This window comes from Methylobacterium sp. yr668 (assembly GCF_900116245.1).
Classification (GTDB): Bacteria; Pseudomonadota; Alphaproteobacteria; order Rhizobiales; family Beijerinckiaceae; genus Methylobacterium.
The window spans coordinates 46,932-70,893 of record NZ_FOZY01000018.1; the positions used below are offsets into that span (position 1 = coordinate 46,932).

Consider the following 23,962-nt stretch of genomic DNA (forward strand, 5'->3'; position numbering starts at 1 on the left):
CCTCCGCGCCCAGTCGGCGCGCCGCCGAACCGTCAGGCGGTCAGGGCGGCGCGGGCCTGCCGGTGCCCGGCCTCGGCCCGCCACGCGTCGCGCTCGGCCTCCAGGCCCTGGATCCGGGCATGGAGCTGCCCGGCATCGATGGCCGTCTCCATCAGCATGTCCTGCGCGCTGGCGAGCTGCTCGCGCAGCTCGGAATTCTCGGTCACGAGGGTCAACAGGATCGCCGCCACGTCGTCGCCCATTCGTCCACCTGCCTCACCGTCCGGGGTCGCGGCTGGTAGGACCGGCATGGTTACCGCTCCGGAAAGGATGGCGGCCGGGCGCCCGCGCCGAGGCCCCTGTCCACAGCCGTATGGCGCCGGCCGCCGGGAGGCCGCCCGCGGGCCGCGCCGTCTCAGCCGCAGGAACAATCGTCCGTGCGGGAAGATGCCGTCATGCGCACCCCGCGCGAACGGAGCTGCTCGCATGTTCATGAAGCTCGACCGCCTTCAGGCCGAACTGCCACAGCCGAAGAAGCCCGATCCCAACGCGGCGGCCGCGCTGCAGGAGCTGCTCGGCGGCAAGTACGGGGAGATGTCGACCCTCGGGAACTACATGTTCCAGAGCTTCAACTTCCGCAACAAGTCGAAGCTGCGCCCCTTCTACAGCCTTGTGTCGAGCATCTTCGCCGAGGAGCTCGGGCACGTGGAGCTGGTCTCGACCGGCATCGCGATGCTCAACAACGGCCCCGGCGACGACACCGAGGAGGTCGACGTCTCGAAGGCCCCGTTCCACGACATGCAGGACATCCGGCTCGCCGGCAGCTTCCTGAGCAACGGCGGCGGCGCGACGCCGGTCAATTCCAACGCGCAGTCCTGGAACGTCGACATGGTGACGACGACGGGCAACATCATCATCGACCTGCTGCACAACTTCCACTTGGAGTGCGGCGCGCGCCTGCACAAGCTGCGCGTCTACGAGACCCTGAAGGACCCGACCGGCCGCGAGGTCTGCGGCTACCTGCTCGTGCGCGGCTCGGTGCACGCGCACGCCTACGCGCTGGCACTCAAGAAGCTGACCGGCGTCGAGATCGAGAAGATGCTGCCTACCCCGAACATCGTTCTCGACAAGATTCCGGAGTGCCAGAAATATCTGCAGGAGGGCTCGCACCGGCGCCTCTACCGCTTCAGCCCGGACGACTACAAGGAAGCGGCCGGCGTCTGGTCGAACGACGAGGTCGCGCTGCCGGGGGATCCGCCCGGCAACCTGGAGGTCGTCGACGGCCTGCCGGAGGGCGGCAAGATCCCGGAACTCGACGGCAATTACGGGGCCTTCGCGCCCAACTACGCCCCCGAGGAGATCTTCGAGATCGCCAGCAAGCTCTACAAGAAGGGGCGCTGAGGCGCGCTGAGAACCGGGCAGGACCCCGCGGTCTCAGAACCGCGGGCCGCGCCGTCCCCGGTCAGTACCAGTCGTCGTCGTCGGCGGGCGATCCCGGCGGGAGGGGGCCGTCACCCATCACGCCGGGATCCCCGTAGTTGAATGGAGGTCCGTCGAAGCCGACCACACCGTCCGGATTGTCCGGCGTCACGTTGGGGTCGACCTTCAACTCGGTATCCTCGCGCCCGAGCCGTTGATCGAGGCGATCCATGCGCTTGAGATCCTGCTGGATCGGGATGTCCTGCTGGGCCTGCGCGACGATCGCGGGACTTGCGAGGGCGAACACCAGCGCGGCGACGGTCAAGCGTGTCATAGCAATCGGCCCTTCGCGTCCCGGCGCGCTCCTGAAGTCGATGCATACCGTGGACGGACCACCGAGCATAGCATTGACGGCCGTCAACACTAATCGCGCGTGCATGTCGACCGGGCGCGCGCTCGGCGAATGCGCGTCGCCGCCCGGCCCGACCGGATCGAGATCTGCCTTCGCGCCGTGAGACGTGCCCTCCCCGCCGGGCATCATGCGGGCACCGTGCAGGCCTCGTGCAGGTCAGATCGCGGAAGGCCGGCAATCCTGCGGGCGCCGGGCCTGACCGGTCAGTGGGGCTGGCGGCCGGCCGGGCCGGCGACGTGCGGGCCGGCGGAGCGGTCGGCCGGCACGGGCCGGTGGTAGGTGACGGAGATCTCGGGCAGCATCACCGCGGTGACGTCGGACAGGCCGTGGCGTGCGGCGGATCCCTGCGCGGAGGCGGGCGTCGCGAGGGCGGCGCCGAGGGCCGCGGCGAGCGCGGCGGCAGCGAACAGGCGGACGGTCATGGCAAACCTCTTCTGACTTCGGCACGAAGTCATCCGGTCAACTGTCGCGAGTGAAGAAGATCGTCGTTCCGGCGGTCTTGATCGCCTCGGCTCTGTCGGGCCGAATGTCATCCTTCAACATGGATGTTAGGCCGGCAGTTGCCGCGAATGCGTGCGACGCCGCACAATCGTCAGTATCGGATCGAGCGCGAGGTCTCTTCGTCGCGCCGGACCGGCCCCTTTTGGGCGCGCCCGGCACCGCGGCTCGATCCGGCGCGGCGATGGCCGGCATCCGCGACTCGCGGGCGCGCCGGGGCGCTCCCGCCGGGATTTCGTGAACGGACGTTCGCTTTCCGTACTCATGTGGCATCGGAGTGGCAGCCGGCGCGCGACGGCTCCGCTACGGTGCGGACGTCTCCCTGAGGCGCCCTCGATGCCCATCCCCGCCCCGACCATCCGCCGTCTCCTCATGCTGGGGCTCGTGCTCGTCGCCCTCGTCGCGCTCGCGGACGGCGTGGCCCGCCACGAGTTGCGCACGGCCGCGCGCGCGATGACCCTCGCCGACGCGGCCCCGCAGACGGAGCGCGCGTCGGATGAGTAGGCGCTCGCCCCTCGCGGCCGGCCTGACGCTCCTCGCGGCCCTGGCGGGGGCCGAGCCCGCCGCGGCGCTGGCAGCGGAGCCGGCCGACCTGCCGGGCCTGGAGCGGGCGTGGCACGGCTGCGTCCGCGAGGCCTTCGACCGGCAGCCGGCGCACCGGAGCAGGCCCGGCCGGGAGCGGGGCGCCCTGGACGCGTGCAAGCCCCAGGAGGACGCCTACGTGGCGGCCCTGATGGCCGCCCGGCCGATCGACGCGAACCGCCCTGCCCTGGCCTGGGCGCGGACCTGGATGGCCTACGTGGTGGATCCGCTGAGGGACCGGATCGCCGCGCTGCATCGCTGAGCCGTCCCAGCCGCGGCCGGGCGGAGGTCGGGCGCGGACGGCCATCCGCGCGGGGCGGGACGCCTGCAGATCTCGCGCAGCTCTACCGAAGATGCGCTCCGAGCATTCGCGCCAGTATTGTGCATCCCTTTCCGATGTTCGCGCGTTCCAATCTCGAACCGGCCGATATTTCGGTGCGATTGTCGACATAGAGGAGGCGCGAATGCTGCGCGGTGGATTGCTGTGGCTGCTGGGAATCCCGCTGCCGATCATCCTGTTGCTGTATTTCCTCGGCGTGTTCCACTAGGTCGAGGCGGACGGTCGTCGTGCCCTACACGGTCGAGATCACCACGCCGCCGGTGCGGATCGACGGCGCCGAACAGGCCTCGCGGATGTATCAGCTGCCGGACCCGTTCAGCACGCTGGCCGAGGCCAAGGAAGCGGCGATCGCGCATATCGCGGGTCTCGGCCTCGATCCGGCCGGCATCCTCTACACCGTCTTCGATCGCGAGGGTTTCACGGTCGCCTCCAACGCGGATCAGGGCGCGGGGGCTGGATAGAGCGGGCCGGCGGATCAGGGTCCCGTCCCGCTCTGCGGGGCCCTCCGAGCCCGGAGGCGGCCTCCCTGCCCGCCTCCGGCCGGTGCGCGGCCCGGGATCCGTGCGCGAGCGGCGGCCCTGCAGGTGTTCCGGGACACGCCGGACCTGAAAGCTTGGGCGTACATCGGGATCACACCGCGAACACAGTCGCGAACCCGATGGAGACGACGATGACCTGGACCAACCGCATCGCCTTGGTGGCGACCCTGATCGCCGGCGCGGTCGCCCTCGTGACCTACGCGCAGGCCCTCAGCCTGCCGGCCCATTTCGCGTGAGCGAGACGGCCCCGGCGGCACGCCCGCCCACCGTCGCCGCCTGAACGCGCGCCGAACGGTTCCGCGGTGCAGCGTGACTCTTCGCACCGCACGCAGCCGGCCGATCCGGCATCATCGTTGCGGTTGAAGATACCGGGTCTGGCCGGGGACCCGCCGCTTGATGAAAGGAGTGCACGACATGGTCCTGAAGGGCTTCTCCTACGCGATGATCGGCGCCTTCCTGGGCGGCCTCGCGATGACGGTGACCGGCTCGGCCGGGGTGCTGATGGGCTTCTGAGCCGCGGCGGTCCTCGGGGCCGCCCGGGCGACGGACTGCCCGAACGGACGGCGGGAACGGCGGGGCGAGAGCCCCGCCGTTCCCGTATGCGGACCCGGACGATGCCGCGGTTCGGGTCGAGGCCGCGCTCACGCGACCGGGTCATCCCATCCGATGGCGCGGCGCAGGAAGGTGAGCCCCAGCGCCCGGAACGCCGCCGTCTGCTCGCTGTCCTTGCCGGCGCCGTGCCCGCCGGTCGCGGGCTCGTAGAAGGCGACGTCGCAGCCGAGGACGCGGAGCTTCTGCGCCATCTTCCGCGCGTGGCCGGGATGGACCCGGTCGTCGCCGCGGCTCGTGGCCAGCAGGATCGGCGGGTAGGCCCGCCCGGCCTCGGCGGCGTGGTAGGCGGAGATGCCGGACAGGAACGCCCAGTCCTGCGGGTCGTCCGGATCGCCGTACTCCCCGATCCAGCTCGCGCCGGCCAGGAGCTTCGTGTAGCGGCGCATGTCGATCAGCGGGATCGTGCAGGCCAGCGCCCCGAACCGCTCCGGGTAACGGGTGAGCATGTTGGCGATCAGCAGGCCTCCGTTCGAGCCGCCCTCGGCCGCGATCCGCCCCGGCCGCGTCACGCCGCGGGCCACGAGATCGGCGGCCACCGCGGCGAAGTCGTCGTGCGCCCGGGCCTTGCCCTCGCGCCGGCCCGCGTGGTGCCAGCGGGTGCCGAACTCGCCGCCGCCGCGGATGTTGGCGGTCACGCAGGTGCCGCCGCGCTCCAGCCAGAGCTTGCCCAGCACGGGCTGGTAATCCGGCAGGCGCGAGAGCCCGAACCCGCCATAGGCCGTCAGGTAGACGGGGGCCGCACCGGTCTCGGCCTCCGGTCCGACCTGAACGTAGGGAACGCGCGTCCCGTCCGCCGACACGGCCTCGTGGCGCGTCACCCGGACGCCGCGCGCGTCGAAGGCCGGGGGCGCCCGACGCAGGACGGCCGGGGCATCGAGCGCGGGCGGGAAGGCGAGCAGCGCCGGCGGCGTCACCGGATCGTGGGCCAGCGCCAGCAGGGCTCCGTCCGCCCGCTCCGGATCGCCGTCGAGGGGCCAGAGATGGACGGAACCCAGGGCGGGCAACCCCGCGAGGGGCCGCTCGGTCCAGCCGCCCGGCCCCGGCTCGAAGACCCGGTAGGTGGGACGCAGGTCCTCAAGCACGTCCACGATCAGCCGCCCGGCCGACCAGAACACCCTCTGCAGGGCGAGCCGCGCGTCCGGCTGCCAGAGGACCGTGAAGGCGCGACCTCCCGCCAGCAGGTCGGGGAGCGCGATCGCCAGCACCGTGTCGGTGTCGTGCGCGACGCCGTCCACCGTCCAGGGCCGCCGCAGCCGCACGGACAGGTGGTCGCGCTGCAGCTGGACCCCGGCATGCGTGGGCAGGTCGAGGCGCGCGCGCAGGCCGCCGCGATCGCCGATATGGACAGCCGCGTCGAAGAAGCCGAGCTGCTCGACGACCGTGATCCGCTCGGTCCCGGCCTGCCGGTCGGACGCGCCCCAGACCGCCATGCTGGTCTCGGCGGTCTCGAACAGGACGGACGCGTCGCGCGGGTCCGTGCCGCGCGGCCAGAGCCGGACGGTGCGCGCGTAACCGGACCGCGTGGCCATGCCCGGGCCGAGGGCGCTCGACAGGAGCACCGTCTCGCGATCGAGCCACGTCGCGCCGCCCTTGCCCTCGGGCAGGACGAAGCCGTCGGCCACGAAGGTGCGGGTGTCCAGATCGAACTCGCGGATCACGGCCGCGTCCTTGCCGCCGCGGCTGAGGCGGACGAGGGCGCGATCGAGCGCGTCCCTGAGGATCGTCGCCCCGGCCCAGACCCAGTCCTCGCCCTCCGTCGCCGCGAGATGGTCGAGATCGAGCAGGAGCTCCCAGTCCGGGACCGCGGCGCGGTAGCCGGCCGCGTCGACGCGCCGCCACAGGCCGCGCGGATGCGCGCCGTCCGTCCAGAAATTGTAGAGCCAGGTGCCGAAGCGCTGGACGAACGGGATGCGGTCCGGCCGGTCGAGAAGCGCGCGGGCGATGTCGCGGTCGCGGAGGAAGCCGGCATCGCCGTAGCGGGCGAGCGTCTCCGCGTTGCGCGCCTCGACCCAGGCGAGCGCGTCGGGCCCGTCGGCCTCCTCCAGCCAGAGGTACGGATCGTCGTCGGGCCGCGCGAGGGTCGGCCTGGGGTCGGGGTGGGGGTCGGTTGCCGCGGACATCAGTGGGAGCGTAGCCCCTGCGCGCCACCCTCGATAGGCGCGCGGCGTTACCCGATGAGCCGTCAATCGTCTCGGACGCGCAGATGTTCGCACGCCTCGCGCAGATGGAAAGGACGATCCGGACACGCGGATCAGGACGTTTCCGCATGCGGGCGGCCGATCCCCCTCCCGAACGTCGCCCCCGCGCGCGCCGTCGACTCGGCCGGCAGGCCGCGCAGGTCTCTCGAGCGCATCTATACTTATCTTTCCAACGCCATTCGGACCATATCAGATCTTTGACTGTTTTCGTTTTTATCAAATCAGCACATATGTCTTGCATTCGCACCGATCATGGTATTCAGTGATGGTTCGGTCGCGTACGGTCTGGTTCGTGCTCTGAGTCCCCATGGCCTTACCGGGGGTCGCTGCGATGCGCGTCGTCGAACAGGGGTTGCGCAGGTCTCGGCTCGCCGAGGCGGCGATGGTCGGCGTCGCGGGCGCCGCCGTCCTGGTCTCGGGTTGTCTCGGCATCTCGCCCGGATGGGCGGTGGACGCGGACGCGGTCGTCGGGACCTGGCGCCTCGCCGCGGCCACGCGCCGGATCGTGGACACGGGCGAGACCATCGACGCCTACGGCGGCCCGAAGCCGACCGGGTGGATCCATTACGGCCGCGACGGGCGCATGATGGTGGTCTGCGCCCACGAAGGCCGGGAGCGGCCGATCGCCAACGACAAGATGTCCGACGCGGACCGGATCAAGCTCCACAAGACCTTCTTCGCCTATGCCGGGACCTACCGGCTCGAGGGCGACCGGATCGTCCACGACATCGACACGTCCTGGAACGAGGCCTGGACCGGGACCTCCCAGGTCCGGCACGTCGCGCAGGAGAACGGGCGGCTCGTCCTCACGACGGTGCCGTTCAAGTTCAACGTCGACGGCAGGATGAGCGTCATCACGCTCACTTGGGAGAAATACCCTTAGTCGAAGTCCGAAGACCCTGCGACGTCACGCACTCATCAACCAGAACATTTCACGATGGAGGAAGACATGCTGCGTCCCCACGTCCTGCACGCGACCGTATTCGCTGTCGCCCTGTTGACACCGAGCCTGTGCCGGGCGGACACCGTCCAGGCCGACGCGCAGAGCGCCGCGAGCCAGTGGGACGCGGCGTATAACGGCGGCGACATGGACGCGCTGGCCAAGCTCTACACGCCCGACGCGATCGTCGTCACGAAGGGCGCGCCGCAGACCAGCGACGGCATCCAGAAGTTCTTCGCCGGACTGAAGGCGAAGGGGTGGGACGAGCACAAGACGACGGTGAAATCGGCGCTGCCGAAGGACAACCTGCTCATCGTGTCCGGCCGCTGGGAGATGACCGGCCCCGGGGACGGGGGCGCGAAGAAGAAGTTCGAGGGCAACTGGGTGAACGTGCTGGAGAAGCGCGACGGCGCCTGGCGCACGGTCCTGCACACCTGGAACTGATCGCCTCGCCCGGCCGGGGGACGGCCGGGCGGAGCGCCTCCCGGTCTCAGTGGATCGGGCGCGGAACCGTGCCCCGCGCCCGGGCGGCCGGGCCGCCCTCGGCCGGCGCCACGCCGGCCTCCAGGCTCTCCAGGCTCTGGCTGCGCGGCTCGACGCCGAACGCCGCGACCGCCACGATCTGCAGGGCGAGCAGCCCGATCATCAGGCCGGTCACGCCCGCGATGCCGTAGGTCTCGAACAGGGTAACGACCAGGAAGGGCGTCACGATGGTCGCCCCGCGCCCGACCGTGTTGCACAGGCCCGACGCCCGCAGGCGCACCTCGGTCGGGAACAGCTCGGGGATGTAGATCCCGAACAGCAGGGCCACCAGCACGTAGATCGGCACCGTCAGCCCGAACCCGACCAGCGGCAGCAGGACCGGATCCAGGGTCATCGGGTAGAGGATCCCGAACAGGATGGCCGCCGCCGAGGCGCCGATGATCGTCGGCTTGCGGCCCCAGCGGTCGGCGGTCAGGGCGCCGATGGCGCTGCCCACCGGCGCGCCGAGCCCCATCAGCAGCGCGTAGCCGAAGGAGGTCGCCACCGAGAGACCCTGCCGGATGAAGAAGGTCGGCAGCCAGGTCACGAAGCCGTACAGCAGGGTGTTGATCACCACGAGGCACAGGCAGCCCAGCAGCAGGCGCGACAAGAGCGGCGGCCGGAACAGGGCGGCGAGCCCGAGCTGCGTGACGGGCGCCATGGCGGCGGCGGGCGGCAGGGGCGCGCCGCGGCCCGCCTCGGCCTCGATCGCGCGCATCAGCGCCTCGGCCTCGGCGTGGCGCCCCACGGCCTCGAGCCAGCGCGGCGATTCCGGCAGGCTCTTGCGGGCGTACCAGACGGCGAGCGCCCCGAGGCCGCCCAGCGCGAACATCGCGCGCCAGCCGAAGGCCGGGATGATCAGGTAGCCGATCAGGGAGGCGGCCGGCAGGCCCGTGACGACGAACACCGCCATGAGGCCGAGGAAGCGCCCGCGCGAGCGCGCCGGCACGAACTCGGTCATGGTCGAGTAGCCCACGACGTTCTCGGCCCCGAGCCCGACGCCCATGATGAAGCGGAGCACGATCAGCACCGTCATGTTGGGCGCGAAGGCCGCCCCGAGCGCGGCCAGCCCGAAGACCAGGAGGTTCGCCTGGTAGGTGAAGCGCCGCCCGTAGCGGTCGCCGAAGAAGCCCGTCAGGAACGAGCCCGCCATCATCCCCACGAAGGTGGCCGAGACGAACCACGCGTTCTGCGGCAGGGTCGAGAAGCCGCTCTTCAGGGTCGCGCCGAGCACGGTGGCGGCGATGTAGATGTCGAACCCGTCGAAGAACATGCCGATCCCGATCAGCCACATGATGCGGCGATGGAACGGGCCGATCGGCAGGCGGTCGAGGCGGCCTCCGGCGTTGACCGCCGGGCTCACGGCTTCGGACATGGGGCGTTTCCTTCCTCGGGTTCGGGGCCGGCGCGGAAGGGGTCCGTCTGGCGCGGACCTCGCATCCCCCGCGCCGCCGGACGTCAGTTCAGGCGGCGCTGGCCGGCCGTGTCGCGGTACCAGTCGAAGGGCCCGTCGCCGGTGGCGACCATCACGCTCTTCACGTCGAAATGGTCGTTGAAGCTCTCGATCCCGCACTCGCGGCCGAGCCCGCTGTCGCCGACCCCGCCCCAGGGCGAGGCCGGGTCGAGGCGGTGGTGGTCGTTGATCCAGACGATGCCGGCCTTGACCGCGTGCGCCACCCGGTGGGCCCGGGCGACGTCGCGGGTGCGCACGGCCGCGGCGAGGCCGAAGGGCGAGTCGTTGGCCAGCCGGAGCGCGTCGGCCTCGTCCTCGAAGCGGGTGACGCTGGTGAAGGGCCCGAACACCTCCTCCTGGAAGATGCGCATGTCGGCGGTGACGTCCGCGAACACGGTGGGCTCCACGAAGTAGCCGCCCTCGAAGCCCGGCACCCGGGCCGCCCGCCCGCCCGCCACCGCGCGGGCGCCCTGGTCGCGGCCGTAGCCGGCATAGGCCAGCACCCGCTCGCGCTGGCGCTCGGAGATGACCGGGCCGAGCTGCGTCGCCGGGTCGAAGGGGTCGCCGAGGCGGATCGCGGCGGTCTTGGCGGCGAGCCGCTCCACGAACTCGTCGTAGATCGAGGCCTGGACGAGGTGGCGGCTGCCGCATACGCAGGTCTGGCCGGCGCCGATGAAGGCGCCGAAGGCCGCGTAGTTCACCGCCCGCTCGACGTCGAAGTCGTCGAACACCATCACGGGGGTCTTGCCGCCGAGCTCCATGGTCTGGTGGGCGAAGACCTTCGCGGCCGCGGAGCCCGCGATCCGGCCGGCCTCGGTGCCGCCGGTGAGCACGAGCTTGTTGATGTCGCCGTGCTCGGCCAGCGCCTTGCCGGTCGAGGCGCCGAGTCCCAGCACGATGTTGAACACGCCCGGCGGCAGGCCGGCCTCGGTGAAGATCTGCGCGAGCTTCAGGGTCGTGAGCGGCGTGTACTCGGAGGGCTTGACCACTGTGGTGCAGCCGGTGGCGAGCACGACCGCCAGCGACTTGCACAGGATCATCAGCGGGTGGTTGAACGGCGTGCAGTTCGCCACCACGCCGATCGGGGTGCGGCGGGTGTAGTTGAGGTAGTTGCCCTCGACCGGGATGACGTCGTCGCGCCGCGCCAGCGCCACGCCCGCGAAGTAGCGGAAGAAGTCCGGCAGCCGCGAGAGCTGCGCCCGGGTCTCGTTGACCGGCCGGCCGTTGTTGGTGGTCTCCAGCCGGTAGAGCGTGTCGAGGTTGGCCTCGAACGCGTCGGCGAGCCGGTTCACCAGCCGGGCGCGCGCCCGGATGTCCATCCCGCCCCATTCCCGGCCCTCGAAGGCCGCCCGGGCCGCGCGCATCGCCCGGTCGACGTCGGCCGGCCCCGAATTGGGGATCCGCGCGATCACCGCGCCGGTGGCGGGATTGCGCACGTCGATCAGCGTCCCGTCGCCGGCCTCGACCTCGCGCCCGTCGATGAAGTTGCCCCGTGTCTCGACGGTCGGTTCCGGCGCGTGCAGGGTCATGGCGTCTCTCCCGTGTCGGGTCCGTAGTCGGGCCGGGTCGGGCCCGGTGTCGTGTTCGACCGCGTCCCTCGGCTCCGCGCCGGGCGCGGGCTCGTTCAGAGGACGATCGCGCTGCGTTCCAGGGCGGTCAGGATGCGGCGCTCGGCCTGGGCGACGTGCGCGCGCACGAGGCGGCGCGCCCCGCGCCCGTCGCGCCGCTGCACGGCGTCGATGATGGCGGCGTGCTCGTCCACCAGCTGCGCCGGGTCGCGCCCGCGGATGCCGTCGAGGCTGACCCGGACCAGCCGGTCCGCCTGCTCGACGAGGTCGCGCACGGTCGCGGCCATGCGGCGGTTCCCCGACGCCTCGGCGAGGGCGATGTGGAAGGCGCGGTTCTCCGCGATGAAGTCGGCGCCGTCCGCGACGGCGCGGAACGCGTCGAGGGACGCCAGGACGGAAGCGGGCGCGCCGGCCGCGGCCTCGGCCGCGCAGGCCGGCTCCAGAGCGAGGCGCATGCGCAGCAGATCGCGCGCGTCCGCCACCGAAATCGCGTTGATCTGATATCCCTGACGCGCGTGAACCGTGACGAGCCGCTCGCGCTCCAGGCGCAGCAGCGCCTCCCGGACCGGCTGCCGGCTCACGGCGTAGCGCTGGGCCAGTTCCTGCTCGCGCACCTCCGCGCCGGGGCGCAGGACGCAGGCCAGGATGTCGGCGCGGATCGCCGCGTAGATGTTGTCTCGGAGCAGCACGCACGGCCTCGTTCGATCGACACATGCTGCCATTTGTGAAATATCACGTCAACCGGATTGCGAGCGAACGCGTCGGATGCGACAGCGTCGTGGAGCCGCCGGCAGAGGCGGCGGGGGAGGTTTCGGATGCAGGCGATGTTCGCGGATGGCCAGGTCGCGGTGACCGCTTCCGGCGAGGGCCCGCCCCTCGTCCTGCTGCACTCGCTGCTCGCCGACCGGACGAGCTTCGACCGGGTCACCCCGGCGCTCGGCCGCGACTTCCGGCTCCTCGTCCCCGACCTGCCCGGGTTCGGCGCCTCCGCGCCCGCGCCGGGCGGCCTCGAGGCCGTCGCCGACCGGGTCGGCGCGGCATTGCGCGCGGCGACCGGGGGCCGGCCGGCGGCCGGGCTGGGCAACGGCTACGGCGGCTTCGTGCTGCTGCTCTGCGCCCTGCGCCACCCCGACCTCTTCGACCGGCTCGTCTTCGCCGATTGCGGCGCCTGCTTCCCGGAGCCCGGCCGGGCCGCGTTCCGCGGCATGGCCGGCGCGGCGGCCGAGAAGGGGCTCGCGGCGCTCGCCGACACGGCCATGCGCCGGCTGTTCGCGCCCGCGTTCCAGGCTGCGCACCCGGACCTGATGGCCGAGCGCCGGGCCGCCTTCCTGCGCACGGACGTCGACGTGTTCCGGGCGGCCTGCGCGGCCCTGGCCGGCCTCGACCTGCGCGCGCGCCTCTCCGAGATCCGCGCGCCTGCGCTGGTGCTCGTCGGGGAGGAGGACGAGGCGACCCCGCCGGCCATGGCGCGCGAGCTCGCGGCCGGGCTGCCGGACGCGCGGTTCGTGACGCTGCCGGACTGCGCCCACGTCCCGCAGCTCCAGGCCCCCGAGCTGTTCGCTCGCGAGGTCCTGGCGTTTCTCCGGCCGGGTGCCGCCTGAGCGGACGCGCGGAACGGTGCTAGGTTCGGCCGCTCCGGCGGGGTCGGCGGCCCCGATCCGCGCGGCCGCGGCGGCGCGCCATCCAGCGAGACGGACATGAAGACATTTTTCGTGCAGATCAAATGCGAGATCGGCAAGACTTACGCCGTGTCCGACGCGCTCGTCGCGATGGAGATCGCGTCCGAGATCTACTCCACGGCCGGACGGTTCGACATCATGGCCAAGTTCCACGTGGACAACGGCGTCGATATCGGGCTGTTCGTGAACGACTTCCTCCTGCGCCTCGACGGCGTGAAGGATTCCGAGACGATCATCGCCTTCAAGGCCTTCCACTGACGCGCCCGACCGGGACCGGCGGCCGGCCCCGCGCGCCGCGGACGTCCGGGGCGGCCCGGCTCAGCGGACGCGCGACGGGTCGATCACCAGGAAGTACTCGCACGCCTCCGTGCCGACGTTGGTGAAGGCGTGCCCGGCATCGGCCTCGAAATACAGGCTGTCGCCGGTCTCCATGATGACCGCGCGCTCGCCGATCACCGCCCGCAGGCGGCCGCGCAGGACGTAGATGTACTCGGACACGCCGCGGCGATGGGCGGTGAACTCGCCGGTGCTGGCGCCGGGCGGCAGCGTGTTGAGCACCCAGTCGATGCCGCGCCCGGGCAGGACCGGCGAGATGCAGCGCCGCAGGTAGCCGGACGCCTCGTCGCGCAGGATCGGCTGGCGGCTCGCCGGGATGACCAGGATTTCGCGCTCCGTCGCGGGCGCCATCAGCCGCGAGAAGGTGACGCCGAGCGCCTCCGCGAGGCGGGACAGCACCACCGTCGACGGCACGGCCTCGGAGCGCTCGATCTTGGAGATCATCGAGCGGCTGACGCCCGAGCGCGCCGCCAGCGTCTCCAGCGACAGGCCCTGCTCCCTGCGCCGCCGCCGGATCTCCTCGGCGATGTGGATCTGCGGGGACGTCTCCGTCGCTGCCGGGTCCGCCCCGATGATCGTCCTCGCCGTCATGCCCCGTCTTCCGCGCCCGCGTCCGGGCCGCGCGACCGGGGCGCGGCACCGAGAGAGTCGCCCCCGCCTAGCGCAGGGGCTGCCGAAATGCACCTTGCGCCGCACCTTGCGCCGAAGCGCACTCCGGAACGCGCGTCGCCCGGCTGGCACGCCGCTTGCCTCCACAAGAATGGATTTTTATCCATCACAGTGGAGGATGTGCCGTGGCCGATACCGCGTTGCCCCTTGAGGCGTCCCCCGTTCTCGATGCCGGCCCGGTGCCGGTCGCCGACCGGCGCCAGATCGTCTGGTCGAGCGTCATCGGCACGACGGTCGAATGGTACGACTTCCTGATCTACGGGACGGCCACGGCGCTCGTGTTCAACAAGCTGTTCTTCCCGAGCTTCGACCCGCTGGTCGGCACCATCGCGGCGTTCGGCTCCTACGCGGTGGGCTTCCTGGCGCGCCCCCTCGGCGGCATCATCTTCGGGCATTTCGGCGACAAGATCGGCCGCAAGGCGATGCTGTCCCTGACCATCATCATCATGGGCCTCGGCACGTTCCTGATCGGGTGCCTGCCGACCTACGCGCAGATCGGCATCTGGGCCCCGATCCTGCTCGTGGCGCTGCGCCTGGTCCAGGGCATCGGGATCGGCGGCGAGTGGGGCGGCGCGGTCCTGATGGTGGTGGAGAGCGTCCCGGCGGAGCGGCGCGGCTTCTTCGGCAGCATCGTCCAGCTCGGCTACCCCCTCGGCGTCATCGCGTCGATCGGGGCCTTCGCGCTGTGCGGCTTCCTGCCGGAGGCGGACTTCCTCGCCTGGGGCTGGCGGATCCCGTTCCTGGCCAGCGCGCTGCTGGTCGGCCTCGGGCTGTTCATCCGCCTGCGCCTGCACGAGACCCCCGCGTTCCAGCGGGTGAAGCGGCGGTCCGCGGTGGCGCGCCTGCCGGTCATGGAGATCCTCACCGAGCACCCGCGCACCTTCCTGAAAGCGGTAGGCCTCAAGGTCTCCGAGATCGCCTACGTCAGCGTCGTGACCGTGTTCTCGATCTCCTACGTGACCGGCCAGCTCGGGCTGTCGCGCAGCATCATCCTGAACGGCATCCTGGTGGCGGCGGTGATCGAGCTCTTCACCCTGCCGGCCTTCGGCTGGCTGTCGGACCGCTACGGCCGCCGGACCCTGTTCGTCGCCGCCTGCCTGTTCTCGATCGCCTTCGCGTTCCCGCTGTTCACCCTGCTCGACACGCGCGACCCGACGATCATCACCCTGACCGTCGCGGTGGCCCTGAGCTTCGGCCAGGGGATCATGTTCGGCACCGGCGCCGCCTGGATGTCCGAGCTCTTCGACGCGCGCCTGCGCTACAGCGGCGCCTCGCTGGGCTTCCAGGTGGGCGCGGCCCTCAGCGGCGGCTTCACCCCGCTGATCGCCGCGGCCCTGCTGGGCTGGAGTTCCGGCGCGACCTGGCCGATCTCCGTCTACCTGATCGCCCTCGCCTGCATCACCCTGACGGCGACGCTCCTCGCCCCGGAGACGGCGCGCAAGCCGATCGACTGACCGGATGAGCCGCCGCCCCGGACGCGCGCGGCGGCTTCCCATACAGTGGATTATCGTCCACTATCTGAAACATACCGACGCGAGATCCACTGCATGACGAAGCACACCATCCGCACCGAGAAGGCCGCGCCGGCGGTCGGGCCCTACGCACAGGGGATCCGGGCCGGCGGCCTGGTCTTCGCCTCCGGACAGCTGCCGATCGATCCCGCCACCGGCGCGTTCCCGGACGGGATCGAGGCGCAGACCCGGCGGTCCCTTGCCAACCTCGCCGCCGTGCTCGAGGCGGGCGGCGCCAGCCTCGCGAGCGTCGTGAAGACGACCGTGTTCCTCAAGGACATGGCGGAGTTCGCCGCGATGAACGCGGTCTACGCCGAGCACTTCCCGGGCGAGGCCCCGGCCCGCTCCACGGTCGAGGTCGCGCGCCTGCCGCGCGACGCCCGGGTCGAGATCGAGGCGATCGCGCTCGCCACGGAGGCCGCATGACAACCGAGGCGACCAGCACGATGACCGGCGAGACCGCACCCCGCATGGTCGAGGCCTTCGCGCACGCGGCCGGATCGGCCGCCGTCCGGGTTCCGGGCGGCGCCGCCGGCTGGGTCGGCAGCCTGACCCACATCCACATCGCCCCCGCGGCGAGCTACGAGATGGAGGAGGTGTCCGAGGCCGTGTGCGTGGCCGGCCGCGGGATCGAGGGCGACCGCTACTTCCTCGGCACCGGCACCTACTCGCCCAAGCCCGACGTGCGCGAGGTCACGCTGATCGAGCAGGAGGCCCTCGACGCCCTCAACCGCAACGACCCGCCGCTGCAGGAGGGGCCGCTGCGCCTCCTGCCGGGGGACCATCGGCGCAACCTCACGGTGCGCGGCGTGCCGCTCAACCACTTGGTCGGCCGGCGCTTCCGGGTCGGCGCGGTGATCCTGCGGGGCGGGCGCCTCAACTTCCCCTGCCGCTATCTCGAGGAGCTGCTCGGAATGCCGGTCTACCTGCCGCTCTACAACCGCTCGGGCCTGAACTGCGGGATCGAGAGCGGCGGCGTGATCCGGCCCGGCGACGCGATCGCGCTGCTGGACTGACGGAGCTGCGCGCGATGACGGCCCGCCTGATCATGAAGCTGCGCGTCGCCGACGCGGTCGCGACGACGCCGGAGGTGCTGCACCTCGGTCTGGTCCATCCCGCGCGCCCGGAACTCCCCGCCTGGACGGCCGGCGCCCACGTCGACCTGCGCCTGCCGGACGGGCGGGTGCGACAGTACTCGCTGTGCGGCGACCCGGCCGACCGGGGCCGCTACGAGATCGCGATCAAGCGGGAGGCGGCCGGCCGGGGCGGCTCGGCCTGGGCGCACGAGACGCTCGCGCCCGGGGCGTTCGCCCACGTCTCGGCGCCCCGCAACAACTTCCCCCTCGACCCCGAGGCGCGCCGCCACCTGCTCGTGGCCGGCGGGATCGGGGTGACGCCCCTGCTCGCCATGGCGCGCGCGCTCGCCGCGTCGGGAGCGGAGTTCGCGTTCCACCTCTGCGCCCCCTCCCCCGAGGCGGCGCCGCTGCTGGCAGCGGTGCGGGCGGTCTGCGGGCCGCGCCTCCGGTGCTGGTTCGGGTCCGAGGGGCGGCGCTTCGACCCCGACGCCCTCGGCCCGGCCGAGACCGGGACCCACGCCTACGCCTGCGGGCCGCGGCGCCTCATGGACGCGGTCCAGGAGGGCCTGGTCGCGCGGGGCTGGCCCGCCGAGCGGGTGCACAGCGAGCATTTCGAGCCGCTGCGCGACGAGGGCTTCGTACCGGAGCCGTTCGAGGCGCGCATCGCCTCCACCGGGCAGGTGCTCCACGTGCCCGCCGACCGGTCGCTGCTCGACGTGCTGCGCGGCGCGGGGCTCGACCTGCCCTCCTCCTGCGAGCTCGGCGTCTGCGGCGCCTGCGAGTGCGGCTATCGCGACGGCGCGGTCCTCCACCGCGACGCGGTCCTGCCGCTCGCCAAGCGCCGGAGCCGCATGATGCCCTGCGTCTCGCGTGCGCGGGACGCCGTGACGCTCGAACTCTGACGGCCGGACCCGCGCTGCGGCGTTATCAGACGTGCGGCCCCGCGCGGGCGACGACGCCGGCCGCCTCGCCGCGCGGCCCGCGCGACCGTGAGCTGCGCCAGCGCGCCGCACGATTCGGATCAGCGAACCTCACGCGGCGGATGGCGATGCCGCTCGGGCTGGGTTAGCCCGCCTCGACAGTGCCATCGCCGTGGGGCAGTGCCCCGCCCGCCAAGAGGAGGTTGTGAGAATGAGCCGATCCACGCTGTCCATCAGCGCCGGTCTGGCGGCGGCCGCAGTCGTCCTGGCGGGCCTCTGGATCTCCTACGGGCCCCGGCCTCACGCGAGCCGCGACAAGCAGGCGTCCACGGCGATTCCCGTGTCCAAGCAGGACCGATCCGGGATCGACCCGCAGGGCGAGGCCATCCGGTCCGTCTATCCGGGGCCGAACGCCGGATCCGCCCAGCGCGTCGCCCCGGCACCGCGGAACGCGACAGCCGCCCCCCCGTCGTCCCTGGCGGCAACCCCGCCCGCATCGCCGCCCGCATCGCCAGATGGCCCCGCGGCGAGCGGGGTGGCGAAGCCGGCGGCGCCGCCGCAGCAGGCCGAGGGCGCGCCGGGCTCCGGCCAGCCGCCGGCCTCTCTGGGCCAGGGCGTCGACCTCAACACGGCGTCCGTCGAGGAGCTGAACGCCCTCGGGGCCGGCATGATCGGGCGCCGGATCGTCGCGTTCCGGCCCTACGGCTCCCCGGAGGATCTCGTGACCCGGCGTGTCCTGAAGAAGGCCGATTACGAGGCGATCAGGGCTGCCGTCGCGGTGCGGCAGACCGAGTCCGCTGGCGCGGGCCGCCCGGATTGAGGGTCGAGGCCCGTCGGCACCGAGCCGGGCTCGCCGGTCCCACGGGTGCCAGGGGCCACGGCCCGGACGCTACGCGCGCTTCGACGGGGCGGGCTGTTTGGCGGCGAGACGTTTGCCGAGCCGCTCGATGTCGACGATCATCCGCTCGTGCGTCCCGGCCCCGATCTGCTCCGACTCGTCCCAGGCCGCGACGCGGAACTGGATCTGGCGTCCGGCGACGCCGACCACCTCGGCCTCCGCCCGGACGCGGTGCCCGACCGGGGTCGCCGCCATGTGGGTCACGTCCACCTTGGTCCCGACGGCGCTCTCGCCGGGATCGAGGTACTGGCGGACGGCGTTCAGCGCCGCGTTCTCCATGATCAGGACCATCATCGGCGTGGCGAAGACCGGCGGAAGGATGTTGTCCTTGAACTGGCTGGCCAGATGTGACGGCCCGACCAGCATGGCGAAGCTCCCCTTCGCCCCCAACGGGATGTCCTGCATGCGCGCGCTCCAGATCCGTTTCGGCCCGATGACCGATAGGTAGGGCCGAGGGACCGCGTCCGGACATCCCGGGACCTTCGCCGCACGCAGCCCAGCCCCCTCCCCGCCGCCCGGCCAGGCACGGGAACCCCGGCACGAGAACCCCGGACCGGGAACCCCCGGAAGGGAGGGACGAGCGCTCGCAAGCGAGTCGCGTCCGGTCAGCGCCGACGGCGGGGCTGGCCGGCCGCCTCGAGGATGAGGTCCGCGATATCCGGAGCGCGCGAGATCAGGGACAGGTGGCTCGCCCGGAGCTCGACGGTCCGCGCGTTCATGCGCTTGGCCATGAACCGTTCGAGGTCCGGGTCGATGGTCCGATCCTCGGTCGACACCGCGTAGAAGCTCGGCTTCGAGCGCCAGGCGGCCTGGGTGGTCCGTCCCGTCAGCAGGGCCTTGCGGAACGGCTGCTGGACCGCGAACAGCACCCGCGCCTTCTCCACCGGCAGGTCGCCCGCGAAATCCCGCAGGAACGCCGCCTCGCTCAGGCGCCCCTCGTCGCCGTCGAACACGATGCCGGCCGAGGCGGGCGGGGTCGGGTAGGCCTTCGCCAGCGCCGCGTAATCCTCGTTCGCGTCCGGCGCCCGCGCCGCCACGTAGACCAGCGCCGAGACCTTCGGGTCGATCCCGGCCTCGGTCACGATCATGCCGGAGAACGAGTGGCCGACGAGGACGGTCGGTCCCTCCTGGCGGGCCAGCACGCGCTGCGCCGAGGCCACCGCTTCCGCGAGGGTGGTCAGCGGGTTCTGCACGGAGGTGACGGAGAGGCCGGCCGCCTGCAGGTGCGGGATCACCTCCGACCAGCACGACCCGTCGGCGAACAGCCCGTGGACCAGCACGACGTTGCGCGCCCGCGGCAGGTCCTGGGCGGTGGCCGGTCCGGGCAGCAGCGCGGCGGCCGCGCCGGCGGCAAGGGTGCGGGTCAGCGTTCTGCGCGTCATCATGGGGGCGCCTCCATCCGGACTCGTCGATGTGGGACGTACCGCCCCTGTTCGCCGTCGGCGCGGGAAGGATACAGCCTCGGGCCGCCCAGGGCGCATCTCGGCGCGCATCTCGGTGCGACCCGGCGGCGGCCGGGACCGCGCGCGGACGGGAACATCCGCGCGCAAGCGTCGCGGGATGTTACCCGGATATGCTGCGCGATGCTGGACGAGGGCGGCCTTTCAGCCTCTCATGGCGGCACGAATTGAGTAAAAATCGGGAGAGGAAACCGAGATGCTGCAACGCGTGCTGCGTCGGCTGACGGCTGCGGCCTCGCTGACAGTGCTGACATTCGCCGTTCCGGCCTTCGCCGAGGAGCCGCTGCGCTTCGAGGTCGATCCGGCCTGGCCGCAGCGCCTGCCGAACGACTGGATCATGGGTCAGGCGGCGGGCGTCGCGGTCGACGCGCAGGACAATGTCTGGGTGATCCAGCGGCCGCGCACCCTCACCGACGACGAGAAGGCCGCGAGCCTCGATCCGCCCCGCACCCGCTGCTGCAAGCCGGCGCCCCCGGTGCTCGTCTTCGACCAGGCCGGGCGCCTGGTGAAGTCCTGGGGCGGCCCGGGCGAGGGCTATCAGTGGCCCCAGAACGAGCACGGCATCCACATCGACCACAAGGGCTTCGTCTGGCTCGCCGGCAACGGCGACACTGACGGCCAGATCCTGAAGTTCACCCCGGACGGCAAGTTCGTGCTGCAGATCGGCAAACAGGGGCCGCAGACCGACAGCCGGGACACGAGCCGCCTCGGCAAGCCGGCCGGCATGATGGTCGATCCGGAGACGAACGAGCTCTACGTGGCCGACGGCTACTACAACCACCGCGTCATCGTGTTCGACGCGGAGACCGGCGCGTTCAAGCGGATGTGGGGCGCCTACGGCAAGCCGCCGACCGACGACAAGCTCGGCCCCTACGATCCGGCGGCGGCCCCGTCCCAGCAATTCGCCAACCCGGTGCACTGCGTGCAGGTCGCCCGCGACGGCCTCGTCTACGTGTGTGACCGGACCAACGACCGGATCCAGGTGTTCCGGAAGGACGGCACCTTCGTGAAGGAGATGTTCGTCGAGAAGAACACCCGGGCCAACGGCTCGGTCTGGGAACTCGCCCTGTGGCCGGACGAGCGCCAGACCTACCTGCTCAACGCCGACGGGGCCAACAACGAGGTCCGCACCCTGAGCCGCGACACCGGCGAGATCCTCGGCCGCTTCGGCCGCAACGGCCGGATGGCCGGCGACTTCCACTGGGTCCACAACCTCGCCATCGACTCCAAGGGCAACGTCTTCACCACCGAGGTCGACACCGGGAAGCGGGCGCAGAAGTTCCTGTTCCGGGGCGACATGGTGCTGCGCAAGCGCGCCGCCCTGCCGGAGGGCGGCGCGCGATGATCGCGGCGGCCGATCCGGCCACGCCGGTCGCCGGCGCGGGCTGCGCGTGCTGCCTGCCCCGGCGCGGCTTCCTAGGCCGCCTCGCGGGGCTGGGGGCGGCGGCGCTGACGGCCGGCGCCGCGCGGGCCGAGCCGTCGCGCTACACGGGTCTGGTGATCGATTGCCACGGGCACTACACCACCGAGCCGGCCGCCATGCTGGACTGGCGCAAGCGCCAGATCGGCGCGCTCAACGACCCGGGCCAGTCCCCCAAGCCGTCGGACCTGCAAGTCAGCGACGACGCGGTGCGCGCCAGCGTGAGCGGGCGGCAGCTCAAGCTCCAGTCCGAGCGCGGCATCTCCCTGGCGCTGTTCTCGCCGCGGGCCGGCGGGATGGGCCACCATATCGGCACGGCCCGCACCAGCCTCGACTGGTCGATCGTGTCGAACGACATGATCCACCGTGTGACGAGCCTGATGCCGCAGAACTTCGTCGGCGTCTGCCAGCTGCCGCAATCGCCGGGTGTCTCGCCCAAGAACTGCACGGCCGAGCTCGAGCGCTGCGTCGAGGAGCTCGGCTTCGTCGGCTGCAACGTCAACCCGGACCCGTCCGGGGGCTACTGGACCGATCCGCCGCTCTCCGACCGGTTCTGGTACCCGCTCTGGGAGAAGATGGTCGAGCTCGACGTGCCCGGCATGGTGCATGTCAGCGCCTCGGCCAATCCCAACTTCCACGCGACCGGGGCGCACTACATCAACGGCGACACCACCGCCTTCATGCAGTTCGTGACCTCGGACCTGTTCAAGGACTTCCCGACGCTGCGCCTGATCATCCCGCACGGCGGCGGTGCCGTGCCCTATCACTGGGGGCGCTACCGGGGGCTGGCCCAGGACATGAAGCGGCCGCCGCTGTCCGAGCTGATGCGCAACGTCTTCTTCGACACCTGCGTCTACCATCAGCCCGGCATCGACCTGCTGCTCAAGGTCGTCCCGCGCGAGAACGTGCTGTTCGCCTCCGAGATGGTCGGCGCGGTGAACGGGGTCGATCCCGAGACCGGCCACGCCTACGACGACACCAAGCGCTACGTCGAGGCCGCGGCGATCCCGGACGCGGACCGGGCCAAGATCTACGCCGGGAACGCGCTGCGCGTGTATCCGCGCCTCGCGGCGCGGCTCCGGTCGGTCGGCGTGACGCCGTAGGGCCGCCGAGGCCCCCGGAGGAGTCGCAGAGGCGGGGCGGACCCGATCGCGGATCCGCCGGCGCGCGCCTGCCGGTGACCGGGCGAATGTGTCTCAGATCGACGGCGCCGCCGCGCGAACGATGTTGGTCCCAGGGCCGGACCGGCGGGTGAAGCGGGGATGTCGTTCATGAGGGTCACGATCTGCGCCGTCGCGCTCTGCCTTGTCGCGGGCCTGGGCCACGCTCAGGAGGCCGGACAGACGGTCGCCGGCGAGGGCGACTGGGTGCTCAGGAAATCGGCGGCCCCGTCGAGCGGCGACGTCGCCTGCGTTCTGGCGCCGAAGGCGCGGTCGCGCATCCAGATCGTCGGCGACCGCATCGAGATCACCGGCCTACCGAAGAATTCCATCTTCAATTATCAGTATCGGATCGACGACGGACCTGTTTCAAACGCGATGTTTCCCACAACGCAGATGCAGGACGCCGGAGTGATCACGCTGAATGGGGACGTATTGAAAGATATTCTGGCCGGTCGACGCTTCAGCATCCGCCTGCTGGACCGATGGCACGAGGCCATGACGGAGGAGATCAGCCTCTCCGGGCTGCGCGGCCTGATCGACAAGCGGGCCGAGGCCTGCAGGTAGCCGGCGCCTCACGCAGCGCGCCGGAGCCCCCTCCCCCGTGCGGGCGGATCGCGCGCGGCGGATCTCGGGAACCGGCGGCCTCGCGACCGGTCCGCCCCGGCGGCGCGAGGCCCGCGCGGCGCGACCTCAGAGCCCGGATCGCTCCGGGCCGCGCGCCTGTTCGCGCTCGTAGGCCGCGAACAGCTCGGGGAGGCGCGCGACGAGGAAGTCGCCGAAGGCGGGATGGAGCGTCTCGTCGATGATCAGGCCCACGGTCGTCGGGGTCCGCTCGACGCGCGCCAAGTGGCGCCCGTCCTCCGCCAGCCCCACCTCCGGCCCCGCGCGGACCACCGGCGGCGCCGGGGCTGGGACCGGCGCCACGGCCGCGTACACGCGCACGAACCGCTGGTCGGAGGACAGGGTCGCGAAGGCGTCCGCGGCGACGATCTCATCGACCCGCGCCCGCATCTCCGGGCTGGCGAGGCGATCCGCGAGGCTCATCCACCGGCGGCGTCCCGCCTTCGGGGCGGGACCGATGGCGGCTATCACGGAATCGGGCAGGGCGCGCCGCGCCGCGATCAGGCGCGACAGCTCGGTCTTGTCGACGAGCAGGGCGGCCATGATCACGTCGCGCCCGTGCCCGAGCCGCTCCAGCGTCAGGGCGAAGGCGGCCCGCTCGATGAAGCTGAGATCGGCCCGCGCGTTGTTCTCCTGACCCTGGGCGACGACGAGTTCGGCATCCGTGAGCGTCCGCACCAGCGCGCGGACCGGCCGCCCGAGCGCGGCGGCGGCCCGCAGCCGCCGGTGGCCGAACGCGACCTGATAGCGCCCGCTGACGGTGGGATGGGGCCGCACCAGGATCGGGGTCTGCTGCCCCTGCGCCCGGATAACGGCTACGAAGGCGTCCTCGCCGGGGCCGTCGATCACCGGCAGCCGGTCGGGGGCCGGCGACGGGTCGACGAGGCCCGGATCGAGATCGACCGCGACGCTGCCGGACCTGAGCTGGTCCTCCGCGGCGCGCGCCGAGACGACCTCGGAGGTCAGGCGCTCCAGGGACCGGCTCATCGCGCCGACCGCGCCGCGGCCGGTGAAGCTGGGAACGGCCGGGGCGGGGCCCCGCTCCGATCGCCCGGCCGCCGCGTCGTCGCGGGGCGAGTTGACCGCGGTCAACTCGGTCTGGTCGGCCGGATCGAGCAGGCCGGCGAGGAGGTTCTTGCGGGCCATC

28 protein-coding genes are annotated in these 23,962 nt (G+C 72.0%); 17 read left to right on the forward strand and 11 right to left on the reverse strand.

Annotated features, from left to right (window positions below; translation table 11 throughout):
- Positions 1 to 32: 32 nt before the first annotated feature.
- Positions 33 to 242 carry a hypothetical protein gene (locus tag BM419_RS20780; protein WP_020095863.1) on the reverse strand — a complete coding sequence of 70 codons (210 nt, stop codon included), beginning with the start codon at positions 240 to 242 and terminating at the stop codon, positions 33 to 35.
- 223 nt (positions 243 to 465) lie between these two features.
- On the opposite strand from BM419_RS20780, the gene BM419_RS20785 reads away from it, so the two are divergent.
- Positions 466 to 1,380 (forward strand): manganese catalase family protein, encoded by a 915-nt coding sequence (locus BM419_RS20785; RefSeq protein ID WP_010685278.1) that lies wholly within the window; start codon positions 466 to 468, stop codon positions 1,378 to 1,380.
- Between the two features lie 61 nt (positions 1,381 to 1,441).
- Here BM419_RS20785 and BM419_RS32930 read toward each other — a convergent pair whose 3' ends face one another.
- On the reverse strand, positions 1,442 to 1,939 hold the full coding sequence (locus BM419_RS32930) for a hypothetical protein (RefSeq protein ID WP_244540818.1): 498 nt from the start codon (positions 1,937 to 1,939) through the stop codon (positions 1,442 to 1,444).
- Between the two features lie 74 nt (positions 1,940 to 2,013).
- Positions 2,014 to 2,232, reverse strand: a complete 219-nt coding sequence (locus BM419_RS20795) for a hypothetical protein (RefSeq protein ID WP_091927576.1) — start codon at positions 2,230 to 2,232, stop codon at positions 2,014 to 2,016.
- 412 nt (positions 2,233 to 2,644) lie between these two features.
- On the opposite strand from BM419_RS20795, the gene BM419_RS32495 reads away from it, so the two are divergent.
- The 4 genes from BM419_RS32495 to BM419_RS20805 all read left to right on the forward strand — a co-directional run bounded on the left by BM419_RS32495 (position 2,645) and on the right by BM419_RS20805 (position 3,691).
- On the forward strand, positions 2,645 to 2,812 hold the full coding sequence (locus BM419_RS32495) for a hypothetical protein (RefSeq protein WP_175556342.1): 168 nt from the start codon (positions 2,645 to 2,647) through the stop codon (positions 2,810 to 2,812).
- Positions 2,805 to 3,152, forward strand: a complete 348-nt coding sequence (locus BM419_RS20800; RefSeq protein WP_091927577.1) for a hypothetical protein — start codon at positions 2,805 to 2,807, stop codon at positions 3,150 to 3,152. Before BM419_RS32495 ends, BM419_RS20800 begins: the two co-directional genes overlap by 8 nt.
- A gap of 91 nt (positions 3,153 to 3,243) precedes the next feature.
- Positions 3,244 to 3,438 (forward strand): hypothetical protein, encoded by a 195-nt coding sequence (locus BM419_RS32010; protein ID WP_139237890.1) that lies wholly within the window; start codon positions 3,244 to 3,246, stop codon positions 3,436 to 3,438.
- A 19-nt stretch (positions 3,439 to 3,457) separates the two neighbouring features.
- Positions 3,458 to 3,691 (forward strand): hypothetical protein, encoded by a 234-nt coding sequence (locus BM419_RS20805; RefSeq protein WP_091927578.1) that lies wholly within the window; start codon positions 3,458 to 3,460, stop codon positions 3,689 to 3,691.
- A 719-nt stretch (positions 3,692 to 4,410) separates the two neighbouring features.
- On the opposite strand, the gene BM419_RS20810 is transcribed toward BM419_RS20805, so the two are convergent.
- Positions 4,411 to 6,501, reverse strand: coding sequence for a prolyl oligopeptidase family serine peptidase (locus BM419_RS20810; RefSeq protein WP_091927579.1), 2,091 nt, complete (start codon positions 6,499 to 6,501; stop codon positions 4,411 to 4,413).
- Between the two features lie 409 nt (positions 6,502 to 6,910).
- Here BM419_RS20810 and BM419_RS20815 point away from each other — a divergent pair, with 409 nt between their 5' ends.
- A complete protein-coding gene (locus BM419_RS20815) occupies positions 6,911 to 7,462 on the forward strand; it encodes a lipocalin-like domain-containing protein (RefSeq protein ID WP_244527019.1) in 552 nt (183 codons plus the stop codon).
- 66 nt (positions 7,463 to 7,528) lie between these two features.
- A complete protein-coding gene (locus BM419_RS20820) occupies positions 7,529 to 7,963 on the forward strand; it encodes a YybH family protein (protein WP_091927580.1) in 435 nt (144 codons plus the stop codon).
- Between the two features lie 46 nt (positions 7,964 to 8,009).
- On the opposite strand, the gene BM419_RS20825 is transcribed toward BM419_RS20820, so the two are convergent.
- The 3 genes from BM419_RS20825 to BM419_RS20835 all read right to left on the reverse strand — a co-directional run bounded on the left by BM419_RS20825 (position 8,010) and on the right by BM419_RS20835 (position 11,751).
- Positions 8,010 to 9,416, reverse strand: coding sequence for an MFS transporter (locus BM419_RS20825; RefSeq protein WP_091927581.1), 1,407 nt, complete (start codon positions 9,414 to 9,416; stop codon positions 8,010 to 8,012).
- 83 nt (positions 9,417 to 9,499) lie between these two features.
- Complete coding sequence (locus BM419_RS20830) at positions 9,500 to 11,023, reverse strand: aldehyde dehydrogenase (protein WP_056524199.1); 1,524 nt, start codon at positions 11,021 to 11,023, stop codon at positions 9,500 to 9,502.
- Positions 11,024 to 11,118: 95 nt separating this feature from the next.
- Positions 11,119 to 11,751, reverse strand: coding sequence for a GntR family transcriptional regulator (locus BM419_RS20835; RefSeq protein WP_020096173.1), 633 nt, complete (start codon positions 11,749 to 11,751; stop codon positions 11,119 to 11,121).
- 126 nt (positions 11,752 to 11,877) lie between these two features.
- Between BM419_RS20835 and BM419_RS20840 the strand changes: the two genes are divergently transcribed.
- Both BM419_RS20840 and BM419_RS20845 read left to right on the forward strand, forming a co-directional pair.
- Entirely contained in the window at positions 11,878 to 12,663 is a 786-nt protein-coding gene (locus tag BM419_RS20840) for an alpha/beta fold hydrolase (RefSeq protein ID WP_091927582.1), read from the forward strand.
- A 96-nt stretch (positions 12,664 to 12,759) separates the two neighbouring features.
- Positions 12,760 to 12,999, forward strand: coding sequence for an Lrp/AsnC ligand binding domain-containing protein (locus BM419_RS20845; RefSeq protein ID WP_012329666.1), 240 nt, complete (start codon positions 12,760 to 12,762; stop codon positions 12,997 to 12,999).
- Between the two features lie 60 nt (positions 13,000 to 13,059).
- Here the strand turns inward: BM419_RS20845 and BM419_RS20850 are convergent, their stop codons facing one another.
- On the reverse strand, positions 13,060 to 13,668 hold the full coding sequence (locus tag BM419_RS20850) for a helix-turn-helix domain-containing protein (RefSeq protein ID WP_020096176.1): 609 nt from the start codon (positions 13,666 to 13,668) through the stop codon (positions 13,060 to 13,062).
- Positions 13,669 to 13,925: 257 nt separating this feature from the next.
- Here BM419_RS20850 and BM419_RS20855 point away from each other — a divergent pair, with 257 nt between their 5' ends.
- The 5 genes from BM419_RS20855 (at position 13,926) to BM419_RS20875 (ending at position 18,073) form a co-directional block, all read left to right on the forward strand.
- On the forward strand, positions 13,926 to 15,200 hold the full coding sequence (locus BM419_RS20855; protein ID WP_165923165.1) for an MFS transporter: 1,275 nt from the start codon (positions 13,926 to 13,928) through the stop codon (positions 15,198 to 15,200).
- Between the two features lie 93 nt (positions 15,201 to 15,293).
- Complete coding sequence (locus BM419_RS20860) at positions 15,294 to 15,683, forward strand: Rid family detoxifying hydrolase (protein ID WP_042670561.1); 390 nt, start codon at positions 15,294 to 15,296, stop codon at positions 15,681 to 15,683.
- A 20-nt stretch (positions 15,684 to 15,703) separates the two neighbouring features.
- A complete protein-coding gene (locus BM419_RS20865; RefSeq protein WP_026605417.1) occupies positions 15,704 to 16,273 on the forward strand; it encodes an MOSC domain-containing protein in 570 nt (189 codons plus the stop codon).
- Positions 16,274 to 16,287: 14 nt separating this feature from the next.
- Positions 16,288 to 17,235, forward strand: a complete 948-nt coding sequence (locus BM419_RS20870) for a PDR/VanB family oxidoreductase (protein ID WP_091927584.1) — start codon at positions 16,288 to 16,290, stop codon at positions 17,233 to 17,235.
- A gap of 229 nt (positions 17,236 to 17,464) precedes the next feature.
- Entirely contained in the window at positions 17,465 to 18,073 is a 609-nt protein-coding gene (locus BM419_RS20875; RefSeq protein ID WP_091927585.1) for a helix-hairpin-helix domain-containing protein, read from the forward strand.
- Positions 18,074 to 18,142: 69 nt separating this feature from the next.
- On the opposite strand, the gene BM419_RS20880 is transcribed toward BM419_RS20875, so the two are convergent.
- Together BM419_RS20880 and BM419_RS20885 are read right to left on the reverse strand one after the other, a co-directional pair.
- Positions 18,143 to 18,556, reverse strand: a complete 414-nt coding sequence (locus BM419_RS20880; protein ID WP_091927586.1) for a thioesterase family protein — start codon at positions 18,554 to 18,556, stop codon at positions 18,143 to 18,145.
- A gap of 200 nt (positions 18,557 to 18,756) precedes the next feature.
- Positions 18,757 to 19,536, reverse strand: coding sequence for an alpha/beta fold hydrolase (locus BM419_RS20885; protein WP_091927587.1), 780 nt, complete (start codon positions 19,534 to 19,536; stop codon positions 18,757 to 18,759).
- 271 nt (positions 19,537 to 19,807) lie between these two features.
- Here BM419_RS20885 and BM419_RS20890 point away from each other — a divergent pair, with 271 nt between their 5' ends.
- The 3 genes from BM419_RS20890 (at position 19,808) to BM419_RS20900 (ending at position 22,758) form a co-directional block, all read left to right on the forward strand.
- Complete coding sequence (locus BM419_RS20890) at positions 19,808 to 20,956, forward strand: NHL repeat-containing protein (RefSeq protein ID WP_091927588.1); 1,149 nt, start codon at positions 19,808 to 19,810, stop codon at positions 20,954 to 20,956.
- 149 nt (positions 20,957 to 21,105) lie between these two features.
- A complete protein-coding gene (locus BM419_RS20895; protein ID WP_091927605.1) occupies positions 21,106 to 22,134 on the forward strand; it encodes an amidohydrolase family protein in 1,029 nt (342 codons plus the stop codon).
- Between the two features lie 168 nt (positions 22,135 to 22,302).
- Positions 22,303 to 22,758 (forward strand): hypothetical protein, encoded by a 456-nt coding sequence (locus tag BM419_RS20900; RefSeq protein WP_139257095.1) that lies wholly within the window; start codon positions 22,303 to 22,305, stop codon positions 22,756 to 22,758.
- A gap of 126 nt (positions 22,759 to 22,884) precedes the next feature.
- On the opposite strand, the gene repB is transcribed toward BM419_RS20900, so the two are convergent.
- Entirely contained in the window at positions 22,885 to 23,961 is a 1,077-nt protein-coding gene (gene repB / locus BM419_RS20905) for a plasmid partitioning protein RepB (RefSeq protein WP_091927590.1), read from the reverse strand.
- Position 23,962 lies beyond the last annotated feature (1 nt).

Bases quoted from the DNA above. Each gene is read 5' to 3' on its own strand.
- BM419_RS20810 (WP_091927579.1), bottom strand. From the start codon at position 6,501: ATGTCCGCGGCAACCGACCCCCACCCCGACCCCAGGCCGACCCTCGCG.
- BM419_RS20800 (WP_091927577.1), top strand. From the start codon at position 2,805: ATGAGTAGGCGCTCGCCCCTCGCGGCCGGCCTGACGCTCCTCGCGGCC.
- BM419_RS20825 (WP_091927581.1), bottom strand. From the start codon at position 9,416: ATGTCCGAAGCCGTGAGCCCGGCGGTCAACGCCGGAGGCCGCCTCGAC.
- BM419_RS20780 (WP_020095863.1), bottom strand. From the start codon at position 242: ATGGGCGACGACGTGGCGGCGATCCTGTTGACCCTCGTGACCGAGAAT.
- BM419_RS20840 (WP_091927582.1), top strand. From the start codon at position 11,878: ATGCAGGCGATGTTCGCGGATGGCCAGGTCGCGGTGACCGCTTCCGGC.
- BM419_RS20815 (WP_244527019.1), top strand. From the start codon at position 6,911: ATGCGCGTCGTCGAACAGGGGTTGCGCAGGTCTCGGCTCGCCGAGGCG.
- BM419_RS20900 (WP_139257095.1), top strand. From the start codon at position 22,303: ATGAGGGTCACGATCTGCGCCGTCGCGCTCTGCCTTGTCGCGGGCCTG.
- repB (WP_091927590.1), bottom strand. From the start codon at position 23,961: ATGGCCCGCAAGAACCTCCTCGCCGGCCTGCTCGATCCGGCCGACCAG.
- BM419_RS20880 (WP_091927586.1), bottom strand. From the start codon at position 18,556: ATGCAGGACATCCCGTTGGGGGCGAAGGGGAGCTTCGCCATGCTGGTC.
- BM419_RS20870 (WP_091927584.1), top strand. From the start codon at position 16,288: ATGACGGCCCGCCTGATCATGAAGCTGCGCGTCGCCGACGCGGTCGCG.
- BM419_RS20785 (WP_010685278.1), top strand. From the start codon at position 466: ATGTTCATGAAGCTCGACCGCCTTCAGGCCGAACTGCCACAGCCGAAG.
- BM419_RS20830 (WP_056524199.1), bottom strand. From the start codon at position 11,023: ATGACCCTGCACGCGCCGGAACCGACCGTCGAGACACGGGGCAACTTC.
- BM419_RS20845 (WP_012329666.1), top strand. From the start codon at position 12,760: ATGAAGACATTTTTCGTGCAGATCAAATGCGAGATCGGCAAGACTTAC.
- BM419_RS20795 (WP_091927576.1), bottom strand. From the start codon at position 2,232: ATGACCGTCCGCCTGTTCGCTGCCGCCGCGCTCGCCGCGGCCCTCGGC.
- BM419_RS32010 (WP_139237890.1), top strand. From the start codon at position 3,244: ATGCGCTCCGAGCATTCGCGCCAGTATTGTGCATCCCTTTCCGATGTT.
- BM419_RS20860 (WP_042670561.1), top strand. From the start codon at position 15,294: ATGACGAAGCACACCATCCGCACCGAGAAGGCCGCGCCGGCGGTCGGG.
- BM419_RS20850 (WP_020096176.1), bottom strand. From the start codon at position 13,668: ATGACGGCGAGGACGATCATCGGGGCGGACCCGGCAGCGACGGAGACG.
- BM419_RS20820 (WP_091927580.1), top strand. From the start codon at position 7,529: ATGCTGCGTCCCCACGTCCTGCACGCGACCGTATTCGCTGTCGCCCTG.
- BM419_RS32495 (WP_175556342.1), top strand. From the start codon at position 2,645: ATGCCCATCCCCGCCCCGACCATCCGCCGTCTCCTCATGCTGGGGCTC.
- BM419_RS20885 (WP_091927587.1), bottom strand. From the start codon at position 19,536: ATGATGACGCGCAGAACGCTGACCCGCACCCTTGCCGCCGGCGCGGCC.
- BM419_RS20890 (WP_091927588.1), top strand. From the start codon at position 19,808: ATGCTGCAACGCGTGCTGCGTCGGCTGACGGCTGCGGCCTCGCTGACA.
- BM419_RS20875 (WP_091927585.1), top strand. From the start codon at position 17,465: ATGAGCCGATCCACGCTGTCCATCAGCGCCGGTCTGGCGGCGGCCGCA.
- BM419_RS20865 (WP_026605417.1), top strand. From the start codon at position 15,704: ATGACCGGCGAGACCGCACCCCGCATGGTCGAGGCCTTCGCGCACGCG.
- BM419_RS32930 (WP_244540818.1), bottom strand. From the start codon at position 1,939: ATGATGCCCGGCGGGGAGGGCACGTCTCACGGCGCGAAGGCAGATCTC.